The organism is Actinokineospora pegani (genome assembly GCF_009745975.1).
GTDB classification, from domain to species: Bacteria; Actinomycetota; Actinomycetes; order Mycobacteriales; family Pseudonocardiaceae; genus Actinokineospora; species Actinokineospora pegani.
The window spans coordinates 98,326-116,064 of sequence record NZ_WHOL01000116.1 but is presented as its reverse complement, the minus strand read 5'-3'; the positions used below and the strand labels follow the sequence as shown (position 1 = coordinate 116,064).

14 protein-coding genes are annotated in these 17,739 nt (G+C 72.2%); 9 read left to right on the top strand and 5 right to left on the bottom strand.

Going from position 1 to position 17,739, the window contains the following annotated elements:
- Positions 1-148: 148 nt before the first annotated feature.
- From GCL84_RS23995 to GCL84_RS23980, 4 genes are all read left to right on the top strand, one after another.
- Entirely contained in the window at positions 149-5,140 is a 4,992-nt protein-coding gene (locus GCL84_RS23995; protein WP_156757803.1) for an NAD-glutamate dehydrogenase, read from the top strand.
- A 67-nt stretch (positions 5,141-5,207) separates the two neighbouring features.
- Positions 5,208-5,645, top strand: a complete 438-nt coding sequence (locus GCL84_RS23990) for an acyl-CoA thioesterase (RefSeq protein ID WP_156757802.1) — start codon at positions 5,208-5,210, stop codon at positions 5,643-5,645.
- A complete protein-coding gene (locus GCL84_RS23985) occupies positions 5,638-6,270 on the top strand; it encodes a hypothetical protein (RefSeq protein WP_156757801.1) in 633 nt (210 codons plus the stop codon). The genes GCL84_RS23990 and GCL84_RS23985 overlap by 8 nt, the downstream gene beginning before the upstream one ends.
- A 41-nt stretch (positions 6,271-6,311) precedes the next feature.
- Positions 6,312-6,551 (top strand): hypothetical protein, encoded by a 240-nt coding sequence (locus GCL84_RS23980; protein ID WP_156757800.1) that lies wholly within the window; start codon positions 6,312-6,314, stop codon positions 6,549-6,551.
- 138 nt (positions 6,552-6,689) lie between these two features.
- On the opposite strand, the gene GCL84_RS23975 is transcribed toward GCL84_RS23980, so the two are convergent.
- From GCL84_RS23975 to GCL84_RS23965, 3 genes are all read right to left on the bottom strand, one after another.
- Positions 6,690-8,279 carry a glycoside hydrolase family 13 protein gene (locus tag GCL84_RS23975; protein WP_156757799.1) on the bottom strand — a complete coding sequence of 530 codons (1,590 nt, stop codon included), beginning with the start codon at positions 8,277-8,279 and terminating at the stop codon, positions 6,690-6,692.
- A gap of 91 nt (positions 8,280-8,370) precedes the next feature.
- Positions 8,371-8,754 carry a globin gene (locus GCL84_RS23970; protein ID WP_156757798.1) on the bottom strand — a complete coding sequence of 128 codons (384 nt, stop codon included), beginning with the start codon at positions 8,752-8,754 and terminating at the stop codon, positions 8,371-8,373.
- A 21-nt stretch (positions 8,755-8,775) separates the two neighbouring features.
- A complete protein-coding gene (locus GCL84_RS23965) occupies positions 8,776-9,753 on the bottom strand; it encodes a mechanosensitive ion channel family protein (protein WP_197523481.1) in 978 nt (325 codons plus the stop codon).
- Between the two features lie 147 nt (positions 9,754-9,900).
- On the opposite strand from GCL84_RS23965, the gene GCL84_RS23960 reads away from it, so the two are divergent.
- Positions 9,901-10,572, top strand: coding sequence for an HNH endonuclease (locus GCL84_RS23960; RefSeq protein WP_407924427.1), 672 nt, complete (start codon positions 9,901-9,903; stop codon positions 10,570-10,572).
- 86 nt (positions 10,573-10,658) lie between these two features.
- Here GCL84_RS23960 and GCL84_RS23955 read toward each other — a convergent pair whose 3' ends face one another.
- Positions 10,659-11,447 carry a hypothetical protein gene (locus GCL84_RS23955; RefSeq protein ID WP_235926653.1) on the bottom strand — a complete coding sequence of 263 codons (789 nt, stop codon included), beginning with the start codon at positions 11,445-11,447 and terminating at the stop codon, positions 10,659-10,661.
- Positions 11,448-11,975: 528 nt separating this feature from the next.
- Here GCL84_RS23955 and ctaJ point away from each other — a divergent pair.
- Positions 11,976-12,230 (top strand): aa3-type cytochrome oxidase subunit CtaJ, encoded by a 255-nt coding sequence (gene ctaJ / locus GCL84_RS23950; protein ID WP_156757797.1) that lies wholly within the window; start codon positions 11,976-11,978, stop codon positions 12,228-12,230.
- A complete protein-coding gene (locus tag GCL84_RS23945) occupies positions 12,217-12,714 on the top strand; it encodes a DUF5130 family protein (RefSeq protein ID WP_156757796.1) in 498 nt (165 codons plus the stop codon). The genes ctaJ and GCL84_RS23945 overlap by 14 nt, the downstream gene beginning before the upstream one ends.
- Before the next feature lie 63 nt (positions 12,715-12,777).
- Here GCL84_RS23945 and pepN read toward each other — a convergent pair whose 3' ends face one another.
- The gene (gene pepN, locus GCL84_RS23940) at positions 12,778-15,342 is read right to left on the bottom strand and encodes an aminopeptidase N (RefSeq protein WP_156757795.1); all 2,565 of its coding nucleotides are present in this window, start codon (positions 15,340-15,342) and stop codon (positions 12,778-12,780) included.
- Between the two features lie 166 nt (positions 15,343-15,508).
- Between pepN and GCL84_RS23935 the strand changes: the two genes are divergently transcribed.
- Positions 15,509-16,120 carry a mycothiol-dependent nitroreductase Rv2466c family protein gene (locus GCL84_RS23935; RefSeq protein WP_156757794.1) on the top strand — a complete coding sequence of 204 codons (612 nt, stop codon included), beginning with the start codon at positions 15,509-15,511 and terminating at the stop codon, positions 16,118-16,120.
- Between the two features lie 149 nt (positions 16,121-16,269).
- Positions 16,270-17,700 (top strand): aldehyde dehydrogenase family protein, encoded by a 1,431-nt coding sequence (locus GCL84_RS23930; protein WP_156757793.1) that lies wholly within the window; start codon positions 16,270-16,272, stop codon positions 17,698-17,700.
- Positions 17,701-17,739 lie beyond the last annotated feature (39 nt).

Sequence of the window (17,739 nt, the reverse complement as noted above, 5' to 3'; positions counted from 1 at the left end):
TCAACCGGGTGTTTCACGACCTAATGCTGCCTTTCCATCCCGTGAACCAGAAGAATCACCGGCGGAACGCGGCGTAGGATCGCCGTGCACCCGCGCGACCTCGTGCGGCACAGAGTGGTGCCGCACCGACAGTGGAGCCGATAACACCATGACCTCGACTGGACCCGCGTCCCGCGACACCACCGTCAACGCCGACGGCGTGGGCGAGGCGGGGCGGCCGGTCAGCGCCAGCCCGGAGCAGAGCAGGGACGAGCTCATCGAATTGGCCGCCGCCCAGGCGCCCGACATCGCCGACCTCATCCGCCTCTACTACCGCTACATCCCGCCCGAGGACGTCGTCGGCGCCGACCCGGTCGACCTGGTGGGGGCGGTCCGCGCGCACGCCGGGCTCGCGGAGCACCGGGCCCAGGGGCGGCCGTCGGTGCGCCTGCTCAACCCGACCACCGCCGTGGACGGGTGGAACTCCACCGGCACGGTCGTGCAACTGGTCATCGACGACATGCCCTACCTGGTCGAGTCCATCGCCGCCGAGCTCGGCCGCGGCGGGGCCCAGGTCCAGCGCGTGGTGCACCCGATCGTCGTCGTCCGCCGCGACGTCACCGGCGGCCTGCTCGAGGTCCTGCCCACCGCCGACCCGATCGAGCCCCCGGACGACGCGTTCCCCGAGAGCTGGATGCTGATCGAGCTGGTCGACCTCATCACCGACGGCGCCAGGGCGCGCGAGGTGGAGAACGGCCTGCTGTCGGTTCTCAACGACGTGCGCGAGGTCGTCGAGGACTCCGCGAAGATGGCCGCGACCGCGCGGTCGCTGGCCGACCAGCTCGAGGCCGACCCGCCCGTCGGGGTCGACCCCGAGCAGGTCCTCGACGGCGCGGCGCTGCTGCGCTGGCTGGCCGACGACCACTTCACCTTCCTCGGCTACCGCAACAACGAGCTGGTCCGCCCCGAGCCCGGCGCCGAGCCGGGCACCGAGCCCGCCCTGCGCGCCGTGCTCGCCAGCGGCCTCGGCGTGCTGCGCAAGGACAGCCTGGCCGCGCGCGGCCTGACCGCGGGCCCCGACGCCGTCGCGCACGCGCTCGCGCCGAACCTGCTGGTGCTCACCGAGGCCAGCGCACCGTCCACAGTGCACCGTGCCGCCTACCCGTACCACGTCGGCGTGAAGACCTTCGACGCCGACGGCGCGGTCACCGGCGAGCACCGGTTCCTCGGCGTGTTCACCACGACCGCCCTGCACGAGGACGTCCTGGACATCCCGGTCGTGCAGCGGCGGGTGCGCCAGGTCATCCACCGGGCCGGGTTCCCCATGCAGTCCTACTCCGGCCAGCGCATGCTCGAGGTCATCCAGAACTGGCCGCGCGCCGAGCTGTTCTCCACCTCCGCCGAGTCGCTCTACGCCACGACGACGGGCGTCATCGCCCTCGCCGACCGGCGCAGGCTGCGGCTGTTCCTGCGCCGCGACGACTACGGGCGCTTCTACTCCTGCCTGGTCTTCCTGCCCCGCGACCGCTACAACACGACCTCCCGCATCGCCATGCAGGGCGTGCTCGCCGCGGAGCTGGGCGGGGTCAAGGTCGACTTCAGCACCCGGGTCGGCGAGGGCCCGCTCGCGCAGGTGTACTTCATCGTCCACACCGAACTCGGTGCCACCGTCGAGCCGGACGTGACCCGGCTGCAGGAGCGGCTGACCGAGGCCACCCGCGGCTGGGACGACCGGATGGTCGAGGCGCTGATCGCCGAGCGGCGCAGCCGCGCCGACAACGGGTCCGCGGCGGGCTCGGAGTCCGCGGCCGGGCAGGGGCAGCGCTTCGCGGGGGTGTTCCCCGAGGCGTACAAGGAGGACTTCACCGCCGACGTGGCGCTGGCCGACCTGCGCGCGCTGCAGGAGCTGCGGTCCGAATCGGACCTGCGGATGTCGTTCTACGTCCCGGAGAACGCCGAGCCGGGGGAGCGGCGGTTCAAGCTCTACCTGTCCGGCGGCGGGGTCACCCTGTCGCACGTGCTGCCCATGCTGCAGCGCATGGGCGTCACCGTCGTCGACGAGCGGCCCTACGAGCTGCGCGCCGAGGACCACGGCCGCTGGTGGATCTACGACTTCGGCCTGCGCATCGACCCGGCCGTGCTCGAGGCCCGCGGCGCGGACAAGATGGACTCGCTGCGCCAGGACTTCCAGGAGGCGTTCGCGGCGGTCTGGCGCGGCGACGCCGAGGCCGACCGGTTCAACGCCCTCGTCCTCACCGCCGGGCTGACCTGGCGGCAGGCCGCCGTGCTGCGCGCCTACTCCCGCTACCTGCGCCAAGCGGGCATCCCGTACTCCCAGGAGTACATCGAGGACGCCGTCCTCGCCCACCACCCCGTGGCCTCCGCGCTGGTGCGGCTGTTCGAGACCAGCTTCGACCCGGCCCTGTCCGCCGAGACCCGCGTCGGGCAGACGAGCGCGCAGGCCGCCGAGATCACCGAGCTGATCGACGAGGTCACCAGCCTCGACGCCGACCGCATCCTGCGCAGCCTGCTCACCGTCATCCAGGCCACCCTGCGCACCAACTACTTCGTCCGCGACGCCGACGGCGGACCGCGCCCGTACCTGGCGGTCAAGCTGGAGCCCAGGGCCATCCCGGAGCTGCCGCAGCCCCGGCCGCGGTTCGAGATCTTCGTCTGCTCGCCCCGGGTCGAGGGCGTGCACCTGCGCTTCGGTGAGGTCGCGCGCGGCGGCCTGCGCTGGTCCGACCGCCGCGAGGACTTCCGCACCGAGGTGCTGGGCCTGGTCAAGGCGCAGGCGGTGAAGAACGCGGTGATCGTGCCCGTCGGCGCCAAGGGCGGGTTCGTCGTCAAGCGCCCGCCCGCCCCCGTCGGCGACCCCGGCTTGGACCGCGAGGCGGCGCTGGCCGAGGGCATCGCCTGCTACCGCATGTTCATCTCCGGCCTGCTCGACCTGACCGACAACCTGCGCCAGGGCGAGACCATCCCGGCCCCCGGCGTGGTCCGCCACGACCCCGACGACACCTACCTGGTCGTGGCCGCCGACAAGGGCACCGCCACCTTCTCCGACATCGCCAACGAGGTCGCCGCCGACTACGGCTTCTGGCTGGGCGACGCGTTCGCCTCCGGCGGGTCCGTCGGCTACGACCACAAGGCCATGGGCATCACCGCCAGGGGCGCGTGGGAGTCGGTCAAGCGCAACTTCCGCGAGCTGGACCTCGACACCCAGGCCGAGCGGTTCACCGTGGTCGGCGTCGGCGACATGTCCGGCGACGTGTTCGGCAACGGGATGCTGCTCTCCGGGCACATCGCCCTGGTGGCCGCCTTCGACCACCGGCACATCTTCCTCGACCCGCGGCCCACCACGGTCGAGGCGTTCGCCGAGCGCAAGCGGCTGTTCGAGCTGCCGCGCTCCTCCTGGGACGACTACGACCGGTCGCTGATCAGCGAGGGCGGCGGCGTCTGGCCCCGGACGCTCAAGTCGATCCCGGTCAGCACCCAGGTCGCGCAGGCGCTGGGCCTGCCCGCGGACACCGGGAAGCTGTCCCCGCAGGAGCTGATGAAGGCGATCCTGCTCGCCCCGGTCGACCTGCTGTGGAACGGCGGTATCGGCACTTACGTCAAGGCCAGCACCGAGTCGCACGCCGACGTCGGCGACAAGGCCAACGACGCGCTGCGCGTCGACGGCTCCGCGCTGCGCGTGCGGGTGATCGGCGAGGGCGGCAACCTGGGCCTGACCCAACTCGGCCGGATCGAGTTCGCCCGCCGCGGCGGCAAGGTCAACACCGACGCGCTGGACAACTCCGCGGGCGTGGACTGCTCCGACCACGAGGTCAACATCAAGATCATGCTCGACCACCTGGTGCGCGACGGCGCGCTGGGCCGCGAGCAGCGCGACGAGCTGCTCGCGGCGATGACCGACGAGGTCGGCGAGCTGGTCCTGGCCGACAACTACCGGCAGAACGCCGTCCTCGGCGTCAGCCGCGCGCACGCCGCCGCCATGCTTCCCGTGCACGCCCGCCTCGTCGACGCCCTGGAGCGCGACGCCGGCCTGGACCGCAAGCTCGAGGCACTGCCCACCCGGGAGCGGTTCCGGGCGATGGACAAGGCCGGGGAGGGCCTGACCTCGCCGGAGCTGGCCACCCTGCTCGCCCACGTCAAGCTCTCGCTCAAGGAGCAGGTGCTCGCCTCCGAGCTGCCCGACCAGGACGTGTTCGCCCGCAGGCTGCCCGACTACTTCCCGGTCCGGCTGCGCGAGCGGTACGGGCAGGCCATCACCGCGCACGCCCTGCACCGGCAGATCACCACGACCCTGCTGGTGAACGAGGTCGTCGACGGCGCGGGCATCACCTACGCGTTCCGGCTGGCCGAGGAGCTCAACGCCTCGGCGACCGACGCGGTCCGCGCGTTCGCGGCGGTGACCCGGATCTTCGACCTGCCCGCGATCTGGCGCGGCATCGACGCGCTGGACAACGCCGTGCCCACCGAGGTCGCCGACTCGATGGTGCTCGAGAGCAGGCGGCTGCTGGACCGGGCCGCCCGCTGGCTGCTGTCCAACCGGCCGCAGCCGCTGGCCGTCGGCGCGGAGATCACCCGCTTCCAGGACTCGGTGCGCGAGCTGACCGACCTGGTCCCGGACCTGCTGCGCGGCTCGGCCAGGGTCGAGTCCGCCGCGGACGCGGCGAACATGGTCGCCGCCGGTGTGCCGGAGGACCTGGCCAGCCGGATCTCCACGCTGCTCGACGCCTACGGCCTGCTCGACATCACCGAGGTCGCCGAGCTGGGCGAGCGCGACGGCGGGGTCGACCCGAGCACGCGCGCCCCGGAGACCGCCGCGCTGTACTACGCGCTGTCCGACCACCTGGGCGTCGACACCCTGCTGACCTCGATCAGCGCACTGGAGCGCGGCAACCGCTGGCACGCCCTGGCCCGCTTGGCGTTGCGCGACGACATCTACGGCTCGCTGCGCGACATCACCCTCGACGTGCTCCGCCAGTCCGAACCCGGCGAGGACGCCGACGCCAAGATCGCCGCGTGGGAGAAGGGCAACTCCTCCCGCCTCACCCGCGCCAGGCAGGCGCTGGAGGAGATCCACGCCTCCGGCAAGCTCGACCTCGCCGTCCTGTCCGTCGCCACCCGCCAGTTGCGGGGCATGGTCCGGTAGCTCCCGGCCCCGGCGCCCGCGCCGGGCAGCGATAGGGTTCCCCGGTACTGGTGATGGGAGGGGTGCGGTGGGTGTGTTCGTCGCGCAGGTGCGGCCGAGGTGGTCGGACATGGACCTCTACGGGCACGTCAACCACGCCAGGACGGTCACGCTGCTCGAGGAGGCGCGGGTCGAGATGCTGTTCGCCGAGGCGGCGCTGCACGGCACCGAGGACCTGGCCAAGGGCCTGATCGTGGCGAAGCTGTCGGTGGACTACAAGCTGCCGCTGTTCGCGCACGGCGCGGCACTGCGGGTGGAGATCACCGTGCGGGAGATCCGCGCGGCGTACTTCGTGCTCGACTACAAGATCCGCACCGGGCAGGCCGAGTCCGACCCGGTGGCGGTGATCGCGTCGACGACGATGGTCCCCTACGACTTCAGCACGCAGCACCCGAGGCGGATCACCGAGGTGGAGCGGGACTTCCTGGCCACCTGGCACGGCGGCGTGGGGAGCAGGAGTGCCTGAGCTGGTTTTCGCCGAGCCCGGGGAGCGCAACGACCTCGGGGCGTTCGTCGCCCGGGCGGTGCGGCTCGACCAGCAGGCCGTCGTGCGGCTGCGCGCCCGCGAGGGCGGCCTGGTCGACGCGTGGGTGTCCACCCCGTTCGACGTGCTCGCCACCCGCACCGCGCGCGCCGACCTGACCCCGGGTGACCTGACCGTGTCGGGCAACGAGCTGCTGGCGGCGCTGGCCGTGGTCCGCGGCGACCGGCTCGACCCCGGCCACCCGCAGGACATGCTGTGGCTCTCGGCGCTGCCCCCCACCAAGCACTGGCAGCGGGTCGACCAGCTCCCCGCCAAGATGGTCTCCGACCTCGCCGACAAGGGCATCGCCCTGGCCAAGGACAACGTCGGCCCCACCGGCAACCCGCCCGCGTCCCTGCTGGACCAGACCGTGCTCACCGTGACCGGTGAGGGCATGACCGTCAAGGTCCCGCTGCGCTGCCTGTTCGCCCTGTCCGGCATGGGCTTCCTGGCCGACGACGAGGACGAGACGATCAAGGTCACCGCCACCGACTCCTGGATGCGCCTCGACGCCCGCTACGGCGCCGTGGTCCGCCGCCGCCACGCCCTGCTGCCTTTGCTCGTGTGACGGATCGGGAATCATCCCGCCTCCCCAACCGTCAGACAGGTATGACCAGCCCAGGACAGGACCCCACGGCCGACTTCCTGCGCGAGACCGCCCCCACCACCCCAGCCGACCTCGCCTGGCGCCGCGACCGCCCACCCGGCGACCCCGGCCCCGCGGTCCCCGACCCCGAACCGGCCCGCTTCCAGCGCGCCCGCGAGGTCGCCGCCCAGACCGCCAACGTCGCGGGCCCGGCCCTGTTCCTCCTCGCGATCGCCACCACCTTCACCGGCGAGTCCGGCTGACCTGTGGACAACCCAGCCCCTGTGCACACCCCGCCTCGCCCACCTGAAACCGTCGGTCCCCCGGCGTAGCGCTGACATCGGGGGTCCCCAGGCCGAGATGATCTTGGTAGGTCTGTGGCCGCGTTCCGGAAGGCGGGTTCAGACGAGCCAGACGGCGGTTTCCGGGGGGAGTTCGGTGCTGGTGACCGGGCCGCTGGCCAGCAGGACCTCGCCGGGCGGGAGCGGTACCGGGGCGTCCGAGGTGTTCAGGGCGCAGATCAGGCCGCCGCCCTTGCGGCGGAAGGCGAAGCAGCCCGGGGGAGCGCCGTACCACTCCAGCTCCGCGCCGTCGAAGGCCTCGACCGTCTTGCGGACCTCCAGGGCGTGCCGGTACAGCGACAGCACTGAACCCGGGTCCTCCAACTGCGACTCCACGGTGAACGACGCCCAGCCCGCGGGCATCGGCAGCCACGACCGGTCCCCGGTGGAGAACCCGAAGGTGGGGCCCGCGCCCTCCCAGGGCATCGGGACCCGGCAGCCGTCGCGGCCGCGCTCCCGGCCGCCGGTGCGCTCGTGGATCGGGTCCTGCAGCGCCCAGTCCGGCAGGTCGACGTTGGGCAGGCCCAGCTCCTCGCCGTTGTAGAGGAACACCACGCCGGGCAGGGCCAGTTGGACCAGCGCCATCGCCCGCGCCCGGCGGGTGCCGGTCTCCCCGCCGCCGTAGCGGGTCACGTGCCGCTCCACGTCGTGGTTGGACAGCGTCCAGGTGGGCGGGACGCCGGAAGCGGCCACGGCGGTCAGGGAATTCTCGATGGTGCGGCGCACCGAGTCGGCGTCGAAGGCCGTCAGCGCGAGCTTGAAGTTGAAGCCCAGGTGCAGCTCGTCCGGGCGCACGTAGCGGGCGAAGCGCTCGTCGGTCTGCACCCAGATCTCGCCGACGGTGACGGTGTCGGCGTAGCGGTCGACCACCTGCCGGATCATCCGGTGGATGTCGTGCACGTCGTCGTTGTCGAACCGGGGGTCCTCCGCTGGGTGGGCGTGCGCGCCGGTCAGCACCGGCACCACCGCCGGGTCCAGGTCGGGCAGGCCCGGGGCCTTGGCCATGCCGTGCGCGACATCGATGCGGAAGCCGTCCACACCCCGGTCCAGCCAGAACCGCAGCGTCTGCACCAGGTCGGCGCGCACGTCGGAGTTGTCCCAGTTCAGGTCCGGCTGCTGCGGGGCGAACAGGTGCAGGTACCACTCGCCGTCCGGCGAGCGCGTCCACGCCGGGCCGCCGAACACGCTGGTCCAGTTGTTCGGCGGCAGCTCACCGCCTGCGCCGCGGCCGGGGCGGAAGTGGTAGCGGGCCCGCTCCGGGCCGCCGCGCAGCGCCGCGGCGAACCACGGGTGCTGGTCGCTGGTGTGGTTGGGCACCAGGTCGATGGTGACCCGGATGCCGTGCTCGTGCGCCTCGGCCACCAGCCGGTCGAACGCGGCCAGGTCGCCGAACAGCGGGTCGACGTCGCGCGGGTCGGCCACGTCGTAGCCGTGGTCGGCCATCGGGGAGGTGAAGAACGGGGTCAGCCAGAGCGCGTCGACCCCGAGCAGCTCCAGGTAGCCCAGCCGGGACCGGATGCCCTCGAGGTCGCCCACCCCGTCGCCGTCGGAATCGGCGAAGGAGCGGACGTAGACCTGGTAGAACACCGCGTCGCGCCACCACGGCGGCGCTGCGGCTGCACCGGACGGCTCGTCGTGCGCGGTTCCCACGGTGAGCCATCCTGCCAGTCCCGGGCCGCCCGCACCCGGGATTCCGCAGACGCCGCGCACTTTCCGCGAACACGGGCATTCACAGCACGGCCTAGACCCAGCTGTTCATCATGCTGTTCGCGGCCATCTCCAGGTACCGCCAGAGCTGGGCCCGCAGCGGCTCCGGCAGACCCTGCTCGTCCACGGCGATCCGCATGCAGCGCAGCCAGGCGTCGCGCTCGATCGGGCCGATGGTGAACGGGTTGTGCCGCATCCGCAGCCGGGGGTGCCCGCGCTGGTCGGAGTAGGTGTGCGGACCGCCCCAGTACTGCATGAGGAACAGCCGCAGGCGGTCCTCGGCCGGGCCGAGGTCCTCCTCCGGGTACATCGGCCGCAGGACCTCGTCCTTGGCGACCTCCTCGTAGAACCGGCCCACGATCCGGGTGAAGGTCGCTTCGCCGCCGACCGCGTCGTAGAACGTCTCGGGTGTGCCCACGGCTCAATACTCACCCATCGGTCACGCGGGCGGGGCGGCGGGGAACAGCCTGCCCATCGGCGGGGCGATGCCCGCGGCCTCCAACTCGCTCATCGCCCGCGCCCGCAGCGCCCGCTGCACGGCCCACTGCCTGCCCGGACGCACCTTGACCGTCATCCGGATGGTGATGCTCTCCGGCGTGACCTTCTCCACGCCCAGCACCTCCGGCTCGGCGATGACGTCGCTGGCCACCGGCTCCTCGGCGACGGTCTCGTGCCCGACCCGCTTGAGGATCTCGGTGACCTGTGCGACGTCGGCGCTGTAGCCCACCGGCAGGTCGACCAGGGCGACGGCGAACCCCTGGCTGGAGTTGCCCACGCGCAGGATCTCGCCGTTGCGCACGTACCAGACGGTCCCGTTGATGTCGCGCAGCGTGGTCACCCGCAGGCCGACCGCCTCGATCGTGCCGCTGGCCTCGCCGACGTCGACGACGTCGCCGACCCCGTACTGGTCCTCGAGCATCATGAAGATCCCGGACAGGAAGTCCTTGACCAGGTTCTGCGCGCCGAAGCCGAGCGCGACGCCGACGACCCCGGCCGAGGCGATGATCGGCCCGAGGTTGACCCCCAGCTCACCCAGGACCAGCACGAACGCCAGGCCGTAGACCATGAACGTCACGACTGACTTGAGGACCGACCCGATCGTCTTGGCCCGCTGGGCGCGCCGCTCGGAGACTAGGTTGCCCAGGCCGGGCGTGCGCTCCCGGAGCGGCTTGAGCAGCGCGGGGGTCTTGCCGTCACCGTTGGTGAGCCGGTCGATGAGCCTGCGGGTCAGGAAGCGGATGGCGAGGGCGATCACGACGATCAGCAGGATCTTGAGCGGTTTGGCCACGAGCCAGCCCGCTTGGCTGGCCAGCCACTCGTTGCTGGTGAGCCGCCAGAGCCGGGCGCACCAGGTGCCTTCCTCGGTGGCGCAGTTGGGTTGCTCGACCAGGAACTGGGTCAGGGCTGTCGCGTTCATCGGGGCCGACGATAGCGACGACCGCGGGTGGCGTCGAAGTCGGTCAAGTGGGCCGTACGGGGTGCGGATGGCGACGCGTGGGAGAACACACGTGCGCGAACAGCCCCATGTGTGGTCGACTTAGACAGCACTGGTGGAGGTGGTCGAGTGCCAGAACGACAACCGACCCGCCGTGGCGCGCCCCCAGGGCTGCCGCGGCCGACGCTGTGCCTGCCCACGGGCGGGCACCCCGAGCGCGAGCTCGCCCTGGCGCGCGGCGCGCCTGTTCTCGCCGCGCCCGTCCCCCTGCCCACGCACCCCCCGACCTGGGGCAGGCGCCGGGTCCTGCTGCTCAACACCACCTTCGAGCCGCTCACCGCGCTGCCGCTGCGGCGCGCGGTCGTGCTCGTGGTCTGCGGCAAGGCCGAGGTCGTCCACGGTGACCCGACCGGGATGGTCGTGCACTCGGCGACAGCGAGCGTGCAGGTGCCCTCGGTCATCCGGCTCAGCAGCTACGTCCGCGTCCCCTACCGGGGCCGGGTGCCGCTGACCAGGGCCGGGCTGATGCACCGCGACCGCTACCGCTGCGCCTACTGCGGTGGTCGAGCCGAGACGATAGACCACGTGATCCCCCGCTCCCGCGGCGGCCAGCACACGTGGCAGAACTGCGTCGCCTGCTGCGCCAGGTGCAACCACCGCAAGGCCGACAAACTCCTCACCGACCTCGGCTGGCGCCTGCGCGTCGTGCCCACGGCCCCGCGCGGCCCGCACTGGCGGCTGCTCGCGGGCGTCGTCGACGCGGACCCGTTGTGGCTGCCGTACCTGGGTGAGGCGGCCTGAGCGGTGCGCACTCGGGTTGCCGCTGCTGATCGGGACGGCTGTGGTGGACCTGGGTGGGGATGCTGCCACCCCCGGGATCGTGCCCATCAGACCAGCGTGACGCGCGTGCCCTGGGTGACCCTGGTCCCGCGCGCGGCTCCGGTCACCCGGGTGTCGCGCGTGACGCGGGTGCCCCTGGTGACGCGGGTCCCGCAGGAGGTGACCCGGGTGCCTGGGGTGCGCGCGGTGACCCTGGTGCCACGCGTGACACGGGTTCCGCAGGTGACGCGAGTGCCGCTGGTGACCCGGGTTCCACGAGTGACCCGAGTGCCCATGGTGACTCGCGTACCCATGGTGACGCGGGTGCCTCGGGTGACCCGGGTGCCCATGGTCAGGCGGAAGCCGAGGGCGGTGACCCGCGTGCCCATGGTGACTCGGGTTCCCGAGGTGACGCGGGTGCCTCGGGTGACTCGGGTGCCCATCGTGACGCGAGTCCCGCAGGTGACGCGGGTGCCTCGGGTGACTCGGGTGCCCATGGTCAGGCGGAAGCCGAGGGCGGTGACCCGCGTGCCCATGGTGACTCGGGTTCCCGAGGTGACGCGGGTGCCTCGGGTGACTCGGGTGCCCATCGTGACGCGAGTCCCGCAGGTGACGCGCGTACCCCGGGTGACCCGGGTGCCCATGGCGTCGGCGCCCATGGTCACCCAGGTGCCGCGAGTGACCCGCGTGCCGCGAGTGACGCGGGTGCCCATGGTGTCGGTGTCCATGGTGACGCGGGTGCCGCGAGTGACGCGGGTGCCCATGGTGTCGGCGTTCATGGTGACGCGGGTGCCGCTGGTGACCCGGGTGCCTCGGGTGACTCGCGTGCCCATGGTGGCGTCTGTGCCCAGGGTCACGCGGGTCCCCGGGGTGCCGGCCGTGACCCGGGTGCCGCTCGTCACGCGGGTGCCCACCGCGCCCCGCTCCGCGAGTGCCAGTCCGGTCGGCCGCACCGAGGCGCGGCCTGCCAGCGGAAGACCACTCAAACGCATCGCGTCACCCGAACGGGTGATAGTGACAACCGGGCTGAGGGGAGGGAAGGTGTACATGGAGTGGCCTCCTGGGCTGAGAACGCGGCTCGGAATGGCGAATGGCGGTTTCGCAAGGGCCGTACAGGTGAAAAGCTAGGACCCGTACGAGCCACCGACAAGACGTCCCAGCGGCCGATGGGGGCGCGTTGTGGCAGATGGGGCCGTTCGCCCCTTGCCGATACGCTCAAAGAGCCACCCCGGTGGCGTTCACTCGGCCGAGCAGGCTTACCAGGAGAGCACCAACGGTCACGCGGTGCGACGACAGCCGGATCGGCGTGCGCGCGGCGGTCAGCGCGGGGCGGTGCGGTGGGTCTCGCCGCACCGGCTCCCACCTCGTCCGTTACCGTAATGGCCGTGACGATCGTCGAGACCATTCTCGTTCTCGCGGTGATCCCGCTGGCCATCTACGGCGTGATCGCCCTGCTGACGCTGCGCGAGAAGTTCGCCAGGTCGCCGCGCTACCGCCCCGGGCAGGAGTGGGAGCACCCGCCCGTGTGGTGGACGGCGAACCCTGCCGGACTGGGCGCCGACCACCCGGCGGCGCGCCCCGTCGACCCGGACAGCGCCCCCGTGCGCACCGCCAAGGGAGGTGCCCGTGGCAACTGGTGAGCTCGTGCACAGCACGCCCGACCACGTGGTCGAGGACTTCGAACACGGCATCGGGGTGGCCAGGACCGCCAGTGGACGGCTGTCGGTCGCCAAGGAGTACACGCCCCCGGAGCCCGGCCTGCCGTTCACGCCGGTGCAGCTCGCCCGCCTCGACGAGGCGCTGACCCTGGCCTCGCGGTCGACCAGCATCGGGTTCAGCGTCTACCTGGGAGACCTCGGCGAGGACCCGCGCGACCGGGCCCAGGAGCTGCACGCGGGCATCGGCGCCGCCTCCAGCCACTCGGTGCTGATCGCGGTGTCGCCCGGCCAGCGCAAGGTCGAGATCGTCACCGGCGAGGAGGCCGCCCGCAGGCTGCCCGACCGGGGCTGCAACCTCGCGGTCATGAGCATGGTCGCCTCCTTCAAGGAGGGCGACCTCACCGGCGGCCTGGTCAGCGCCCTGCGCATGCTGGCCGACCAGGCGGGCACCGACACCCGCGCCTGAACTACCCCACGACGACGAGAAGGCCCGGACCGCACGGTCCGGGCCTTCTTCGTCCTCGCGGGATCAGCTCCCGTCGAACTCCCTGGCCGCCAGCGCCCGCACGATGCCCGCGCGGCCCTCGCTGACCAGCCTGCGCAGCGCGGGCGGGTGCTCACCGGCCAGCCACTCGTCGGCCGCGGCCACCGTCTCCGGGGCCACCGCCCACGCCGGGAACAGGCCGAGCGCCACCGACTGCGCGCGCTCGCTGGACCGGCGGGCCCAGACGTCGGCCACGTCGGCGAAGTAGGTCGGCGCGTAGCCCTTGAGCAGCTCGCGCTGCGCCGGGTGGGAGAAGCCGCCGATGACCGCCTCGCTGACGGCGTTGGCGATCTCGTCGTCGCGGGTGGCGCGGCGCCACGCCTCGGACTTGGCCTCGGCGGTCGGGCGCAGCGCGGTGGCCCGCTCGGCCTGCCGGTGCCCGGCGGAGGTGGAGTCGCGCTCCAGCTCGGCGCTGATCTCGGTCTCCCCGGCCGCGCCGTGCGCGACCAGCGCGTGCAGCAGCCGCCAGCGCAGGTCGGTGTCGACGACCAGGCCCGCCAGCGGGGCCGACCCGTCGAGCCAGCCGCGCAGCACCTCCAGCTTGGCGTCGTCGAGCACCGCCCCGGCCAGCGAGTTGACGAAGGCCAGTTGGTGGTCCGAGCCCGCCTCGGCGGCCCGCGCCAGCTCCAGGACCCGGTCGGTGAACTCGGCCCAGCCGGTCGGCGCGTAGCCGGGGTCGGCGTAGGAGGCGATCGCGACCTGCGCCTGCATCAGCAGCCGCTGCACCACGCCGACCTCGGTCTCGGCGGCCAGGCCCCGGCAGACCAGGGTGACGAAGTCGCGGGCCTTGAGCTCGGCCTCGCGGGTCATCTCCCAGGCCGCCGACCAGCACAGCGTGCGCGGCAGCGGCTCGGTGATGTCGCCGATCCGGTCGATCAGCGTGGTCAGCGACACCGGGTCCAGCCGCATGGTGCAGTAGGTCAGGTCGTCGTCGTTGACCAGCAGCAGCTTGCCGCGCGGCACGCCCACCAGGTTCGGCACGGCGGTCTCGGCGCCGTCGACGTCGACCTCCACCCGGTGGGTGCGCACCAGCCTGCCCTCAGCGCCGTCGTCGTCGTAGACGCCGATGGCGACCCGGTGCGTGCGCAGCTCGCCCGCGCCGGGCTTCGCCCCGCCCTGCAGCACGGTGAACGAGGTGAACTTGTCCTCGGCGTCCACTTCGAACCGCGCGCGCAGCGAGTTCAGGCCGGTGGTCTGCAGCCACTGCGCGCTCCACCACGACAGGTCGCGCCCGGAGGCCTCCTCCAGCGCGCCCAGCAGGTCGGACAGGGTCGCGTTGCCCCAGGCGTGCTTGGCGAAGTACACCCTGAGCCCGGACAGGAAGTTCTCCAGGCCGACGTAGGCCACGAGCTGCTTGAGGACGCTGGCGCCCTTGGCGTAGGTGATGCCGTCGAAGTTGACCTCGACCGCCTGCACGTCCGGGATGTCCGCGGCGACCGGGTGCGTCGAGGGCAACTGGTCCTGCCGGTAGGCCCAGGACTTCTCGATGTTGGCGAAGCTGGTCCAGGCGTGGGTGTACTCGGTGGCGTTGGCCTGCGCGAGCACCGACGCCCAGGTCGCGAACGACTCGTTGAGCCACAGGTCGTCCCACCAGCGCATGGTCACCAGGTCGCCGAACCACATGTGCGCCATCTCGTGCAGCACCGTCTCGCAGCGGCGCTCGTAGGCGTAGCGGGTGACCCTGCTGCGGAAGACGTAGTCCTCCAGGAACGTCACGCAGCCCGCGTTCTCCATCGCGCCCGCGTTGAACTCCGGCACGAAGCACTGGTCGTACTTGGCGAACGGGTAGCGCACGCCGAAGCTGTCGTGGAAGAACGCGAAACCCTGCTTGGTCTCGGTGAACAGCCGCTCGGCGTCCATGTGCTCGGCCAGCGACGCCCGGCAGTAGATGCCCAGCGGGATGGTCCCCTCGCCGTCGGCGAACTCGTCGCGCCACTGCGCGTACGGGCCCGCCACCAGCGCCACCAGGTAGGTGGAGATGCGCTCGGTGGGGGCGAACACGTGCACCACGGCCCCGTTGGCGGCCTCCTCGGTGCGCGCGGCGGGCCCGTTGGAGATGACCTTCCAGCTCTCCGGCGCGGTCACCCGCAGCTCGTAGGTCGCCTTGAGGTCGGGCTGGTCGAAGCAGGCGAACATGCGCTTGGCGTCGGCCGTCTCGAACTGGCTGTAGAGGTAGACACCCTTGTCGACGGGGTCGACGAAGCGGTGCAGGCCCTCACCGGTGTTCATGTACCGGCACCGGGCGAGCACGGTCAGCTCGTTGGACTCGGCGAGCCCGTCGAGGACGACGCCGTCCTCCTCGGTGTAGCCGGACACGTCCAGCGCGGCGCCGTTGAGCTCGGCGGACTCCACAGCGGCGGCGACCAGGTCGATGAACGTCGACGCGCCCTGGCGCTCGCTGCGGAAGCGGACGGTGGTGCGCGAGGAGAACGTCGACTCCCCCGGCTGACCGAGGCCGTCGGTCAGGTCCAGCTCGATGACGTAGGACTCGACCTCCAGCAGCGCTGCCCGCTGTTGGGCGTGGTCTCTGGTCAGGTTGGGCGCGGCCACTCAACACCTCGGCGACTCATCGATCTCGGACTGGTCCTGGCATCCAATCACGACCGGCTGACAGGGGGTGGCCGGGAAGCAAACGCCGCACCGGGGTGTTGCACCGCGAGGGGGGCCGATCCCGGCCGCCCGTCGCAGCCGAGACCACCCACGGGAGACACCGCCCATGACCGCCACCAGGACCAAGGTCGACTTCTACTTCGACCCCGCCTGCCCGTTCGCCTGGATCACCTCCCGGTGGATCCTCGAGGTGGAGCAGCACCGCGACCTGGACCTGCGGTTCCGGGTGATGAGCCTGGCCGTCCTCAACGACGGCCGCGACCTGCCCGAGGAGTACCGCCTGCTGATGGACAAGGCGTGGGGCCCGGTCCGGGTGGCCATCGCCGCCGCGCGGGCCCACGGCGAGGAGGTCCTGCGCGACCTGTACACCGAGCTGGGCACGCGCATCCACAACGCGGGCCGCAAGGACTACGACGCGGTGATCACCGAGGCGCTGGCCGCCACGGGCCTGCCCGCCGAGCTGGCCGCCGCCGCGACCTCCACCGACCACGACGACGCGCTGCGCAAGAGCCACCACGAGGGCATGGACCCGGTCGGCGACGACGTCGGCACCCCGACCATCCACATCGACGGCGTCGCCTTCTTCGGCCCGGTCCTGTCGTCGATCCCGCGCGGCGAGGACGCCGTCAAGGTCTTCGACGGGGCCCGGCTGCTCGCGGGCTACCCGGACTTCTTCGAGCTCAAGCGCACCCGCACCGGCGACCTGAACTTCGACTGAGACATTTCCCCCACCCACCCGCTCGTCCCCGGCTCGGCGGCGACGGCCGCCGGGCGCCCGGGCGCGTGTGACCGAGCACGGCGTGCCCGGGAGCGACCGCCTGTGCCAGGGTTGCGAGCACAACACCCGCCTGCTTGGAGGATGGATCAATGGCTGCTCCGGTCACCGCGCGCGCAGGACACGTCATCGACGGCGAGCTCGTCGAGGGCTCCGCCGACCGCATCGACGTGGTGAACCCGGCGACGGAGGAGGTCATCGCCACCGTCCCGGCCGGCACCGCCGCCGACGTCGACGCCGCGGTCACCGCGGCCAGGGCGGCGTTCGGCGCGTGGTCGGACCGGTCCCCGCGCGAGCGCGCCGAACTGGTGCTCAAGGTGTCCGAGGGCATCAAGGCCCGCCGGGACGAGATCGCCGCCACCATCACCGCCGAGATGGGCTCGCCGCTGTCGTTCTCGACGAAGGTGCAGGCCGCCCTGCCCGCCGCGACCTCGGCCGCGGTGGCGCGGCTGGTGCTCGACGGCGGCTACGAGTTCGCCGAGGAGATCGGCAACTCGCTGGTCGTGCGCGAGCCGATCGGCGTGGTCGGCGCGATCACGCCGTGGAACTACCCGCTGCACCAGATCGTCGCGAAGGTGGCCCCCGCGCTCATCGCGGGGAACACCGTCGTGCTCAAGCCCAGCGAGGTCGCCCCGCTCAACGCCAACCTGCTGCTGGAGGTGCTCGCCGAGGCGGGCGTGCCCGCCGGGGTGGTCAACCTGGTGCACGGCACCGGGCAGGTCGTCGGTGACGCCATCTCCGGGCACGCCGACATCGACATGGTCTCGTTCACCGGCTCCACCAACGCGGGCAAGCTCGTCTCCGCCAACGCCGCGGGCACGGTCAAGCGCGTCGCCCTGGAACTGGGCGGCAAGTCGGCCAACGTCATCCTCGACGACGCCAACCTGGAGAAGGCGGTCAAGGTCGGCCTGGGCAACACGTTCATCAACGGCGGCCAGACCTGCACCGCGTGGACCCGCTGGGTCGTCCCCGCCGCACTGCACGACCAGGTCGTGGAGCTGGCCGCGGCCAACGCCGCGAAGTACTCCGTCGGCGACCCGGCCGCCGAGACCACCCGGATCGGCCCGATGTCCTCGGCCGCCCAGCGCGACCGCGTCCTGGGCTACATCCAGGACGGCAGGGACGGCGGCGCGACCGTGGCCTTCGGCGGCACGACCGACGGCCTGCCCACGACCGGCGCCTACGTCCCGCCGACCATCTTCGCCGGGGTGCGCTCCGACATGAAGATCGCCCAGGAGGAGATCTTCGGCCCGGTGCTGGCGATCCTGCCCGCCGCCGACGAGGACGAGGCCGTCGAGATCGCCAACTCCACCATCTACGGCCTGGCGGGCGCGGTGTTCTCCGAGGACACCGACCGCGCCCTACGCGTCGCCAAGCGCCTGCGCACCGGCCAGGTCGACATCAACGGCGGCTCGTTCAACCCCGGCGCCCCCTTCGGCGGCTACCGCCAGTCCGGCAACGGCCGCGAGCTGGGCAAGTTCGGTCTGGAGGAGTTCTCCGAGATCAAGTCCATCCAGCGCTGAGCCGCCCGGCAGGGCAGGGCCCGGGCCCTGCCCTGCCCG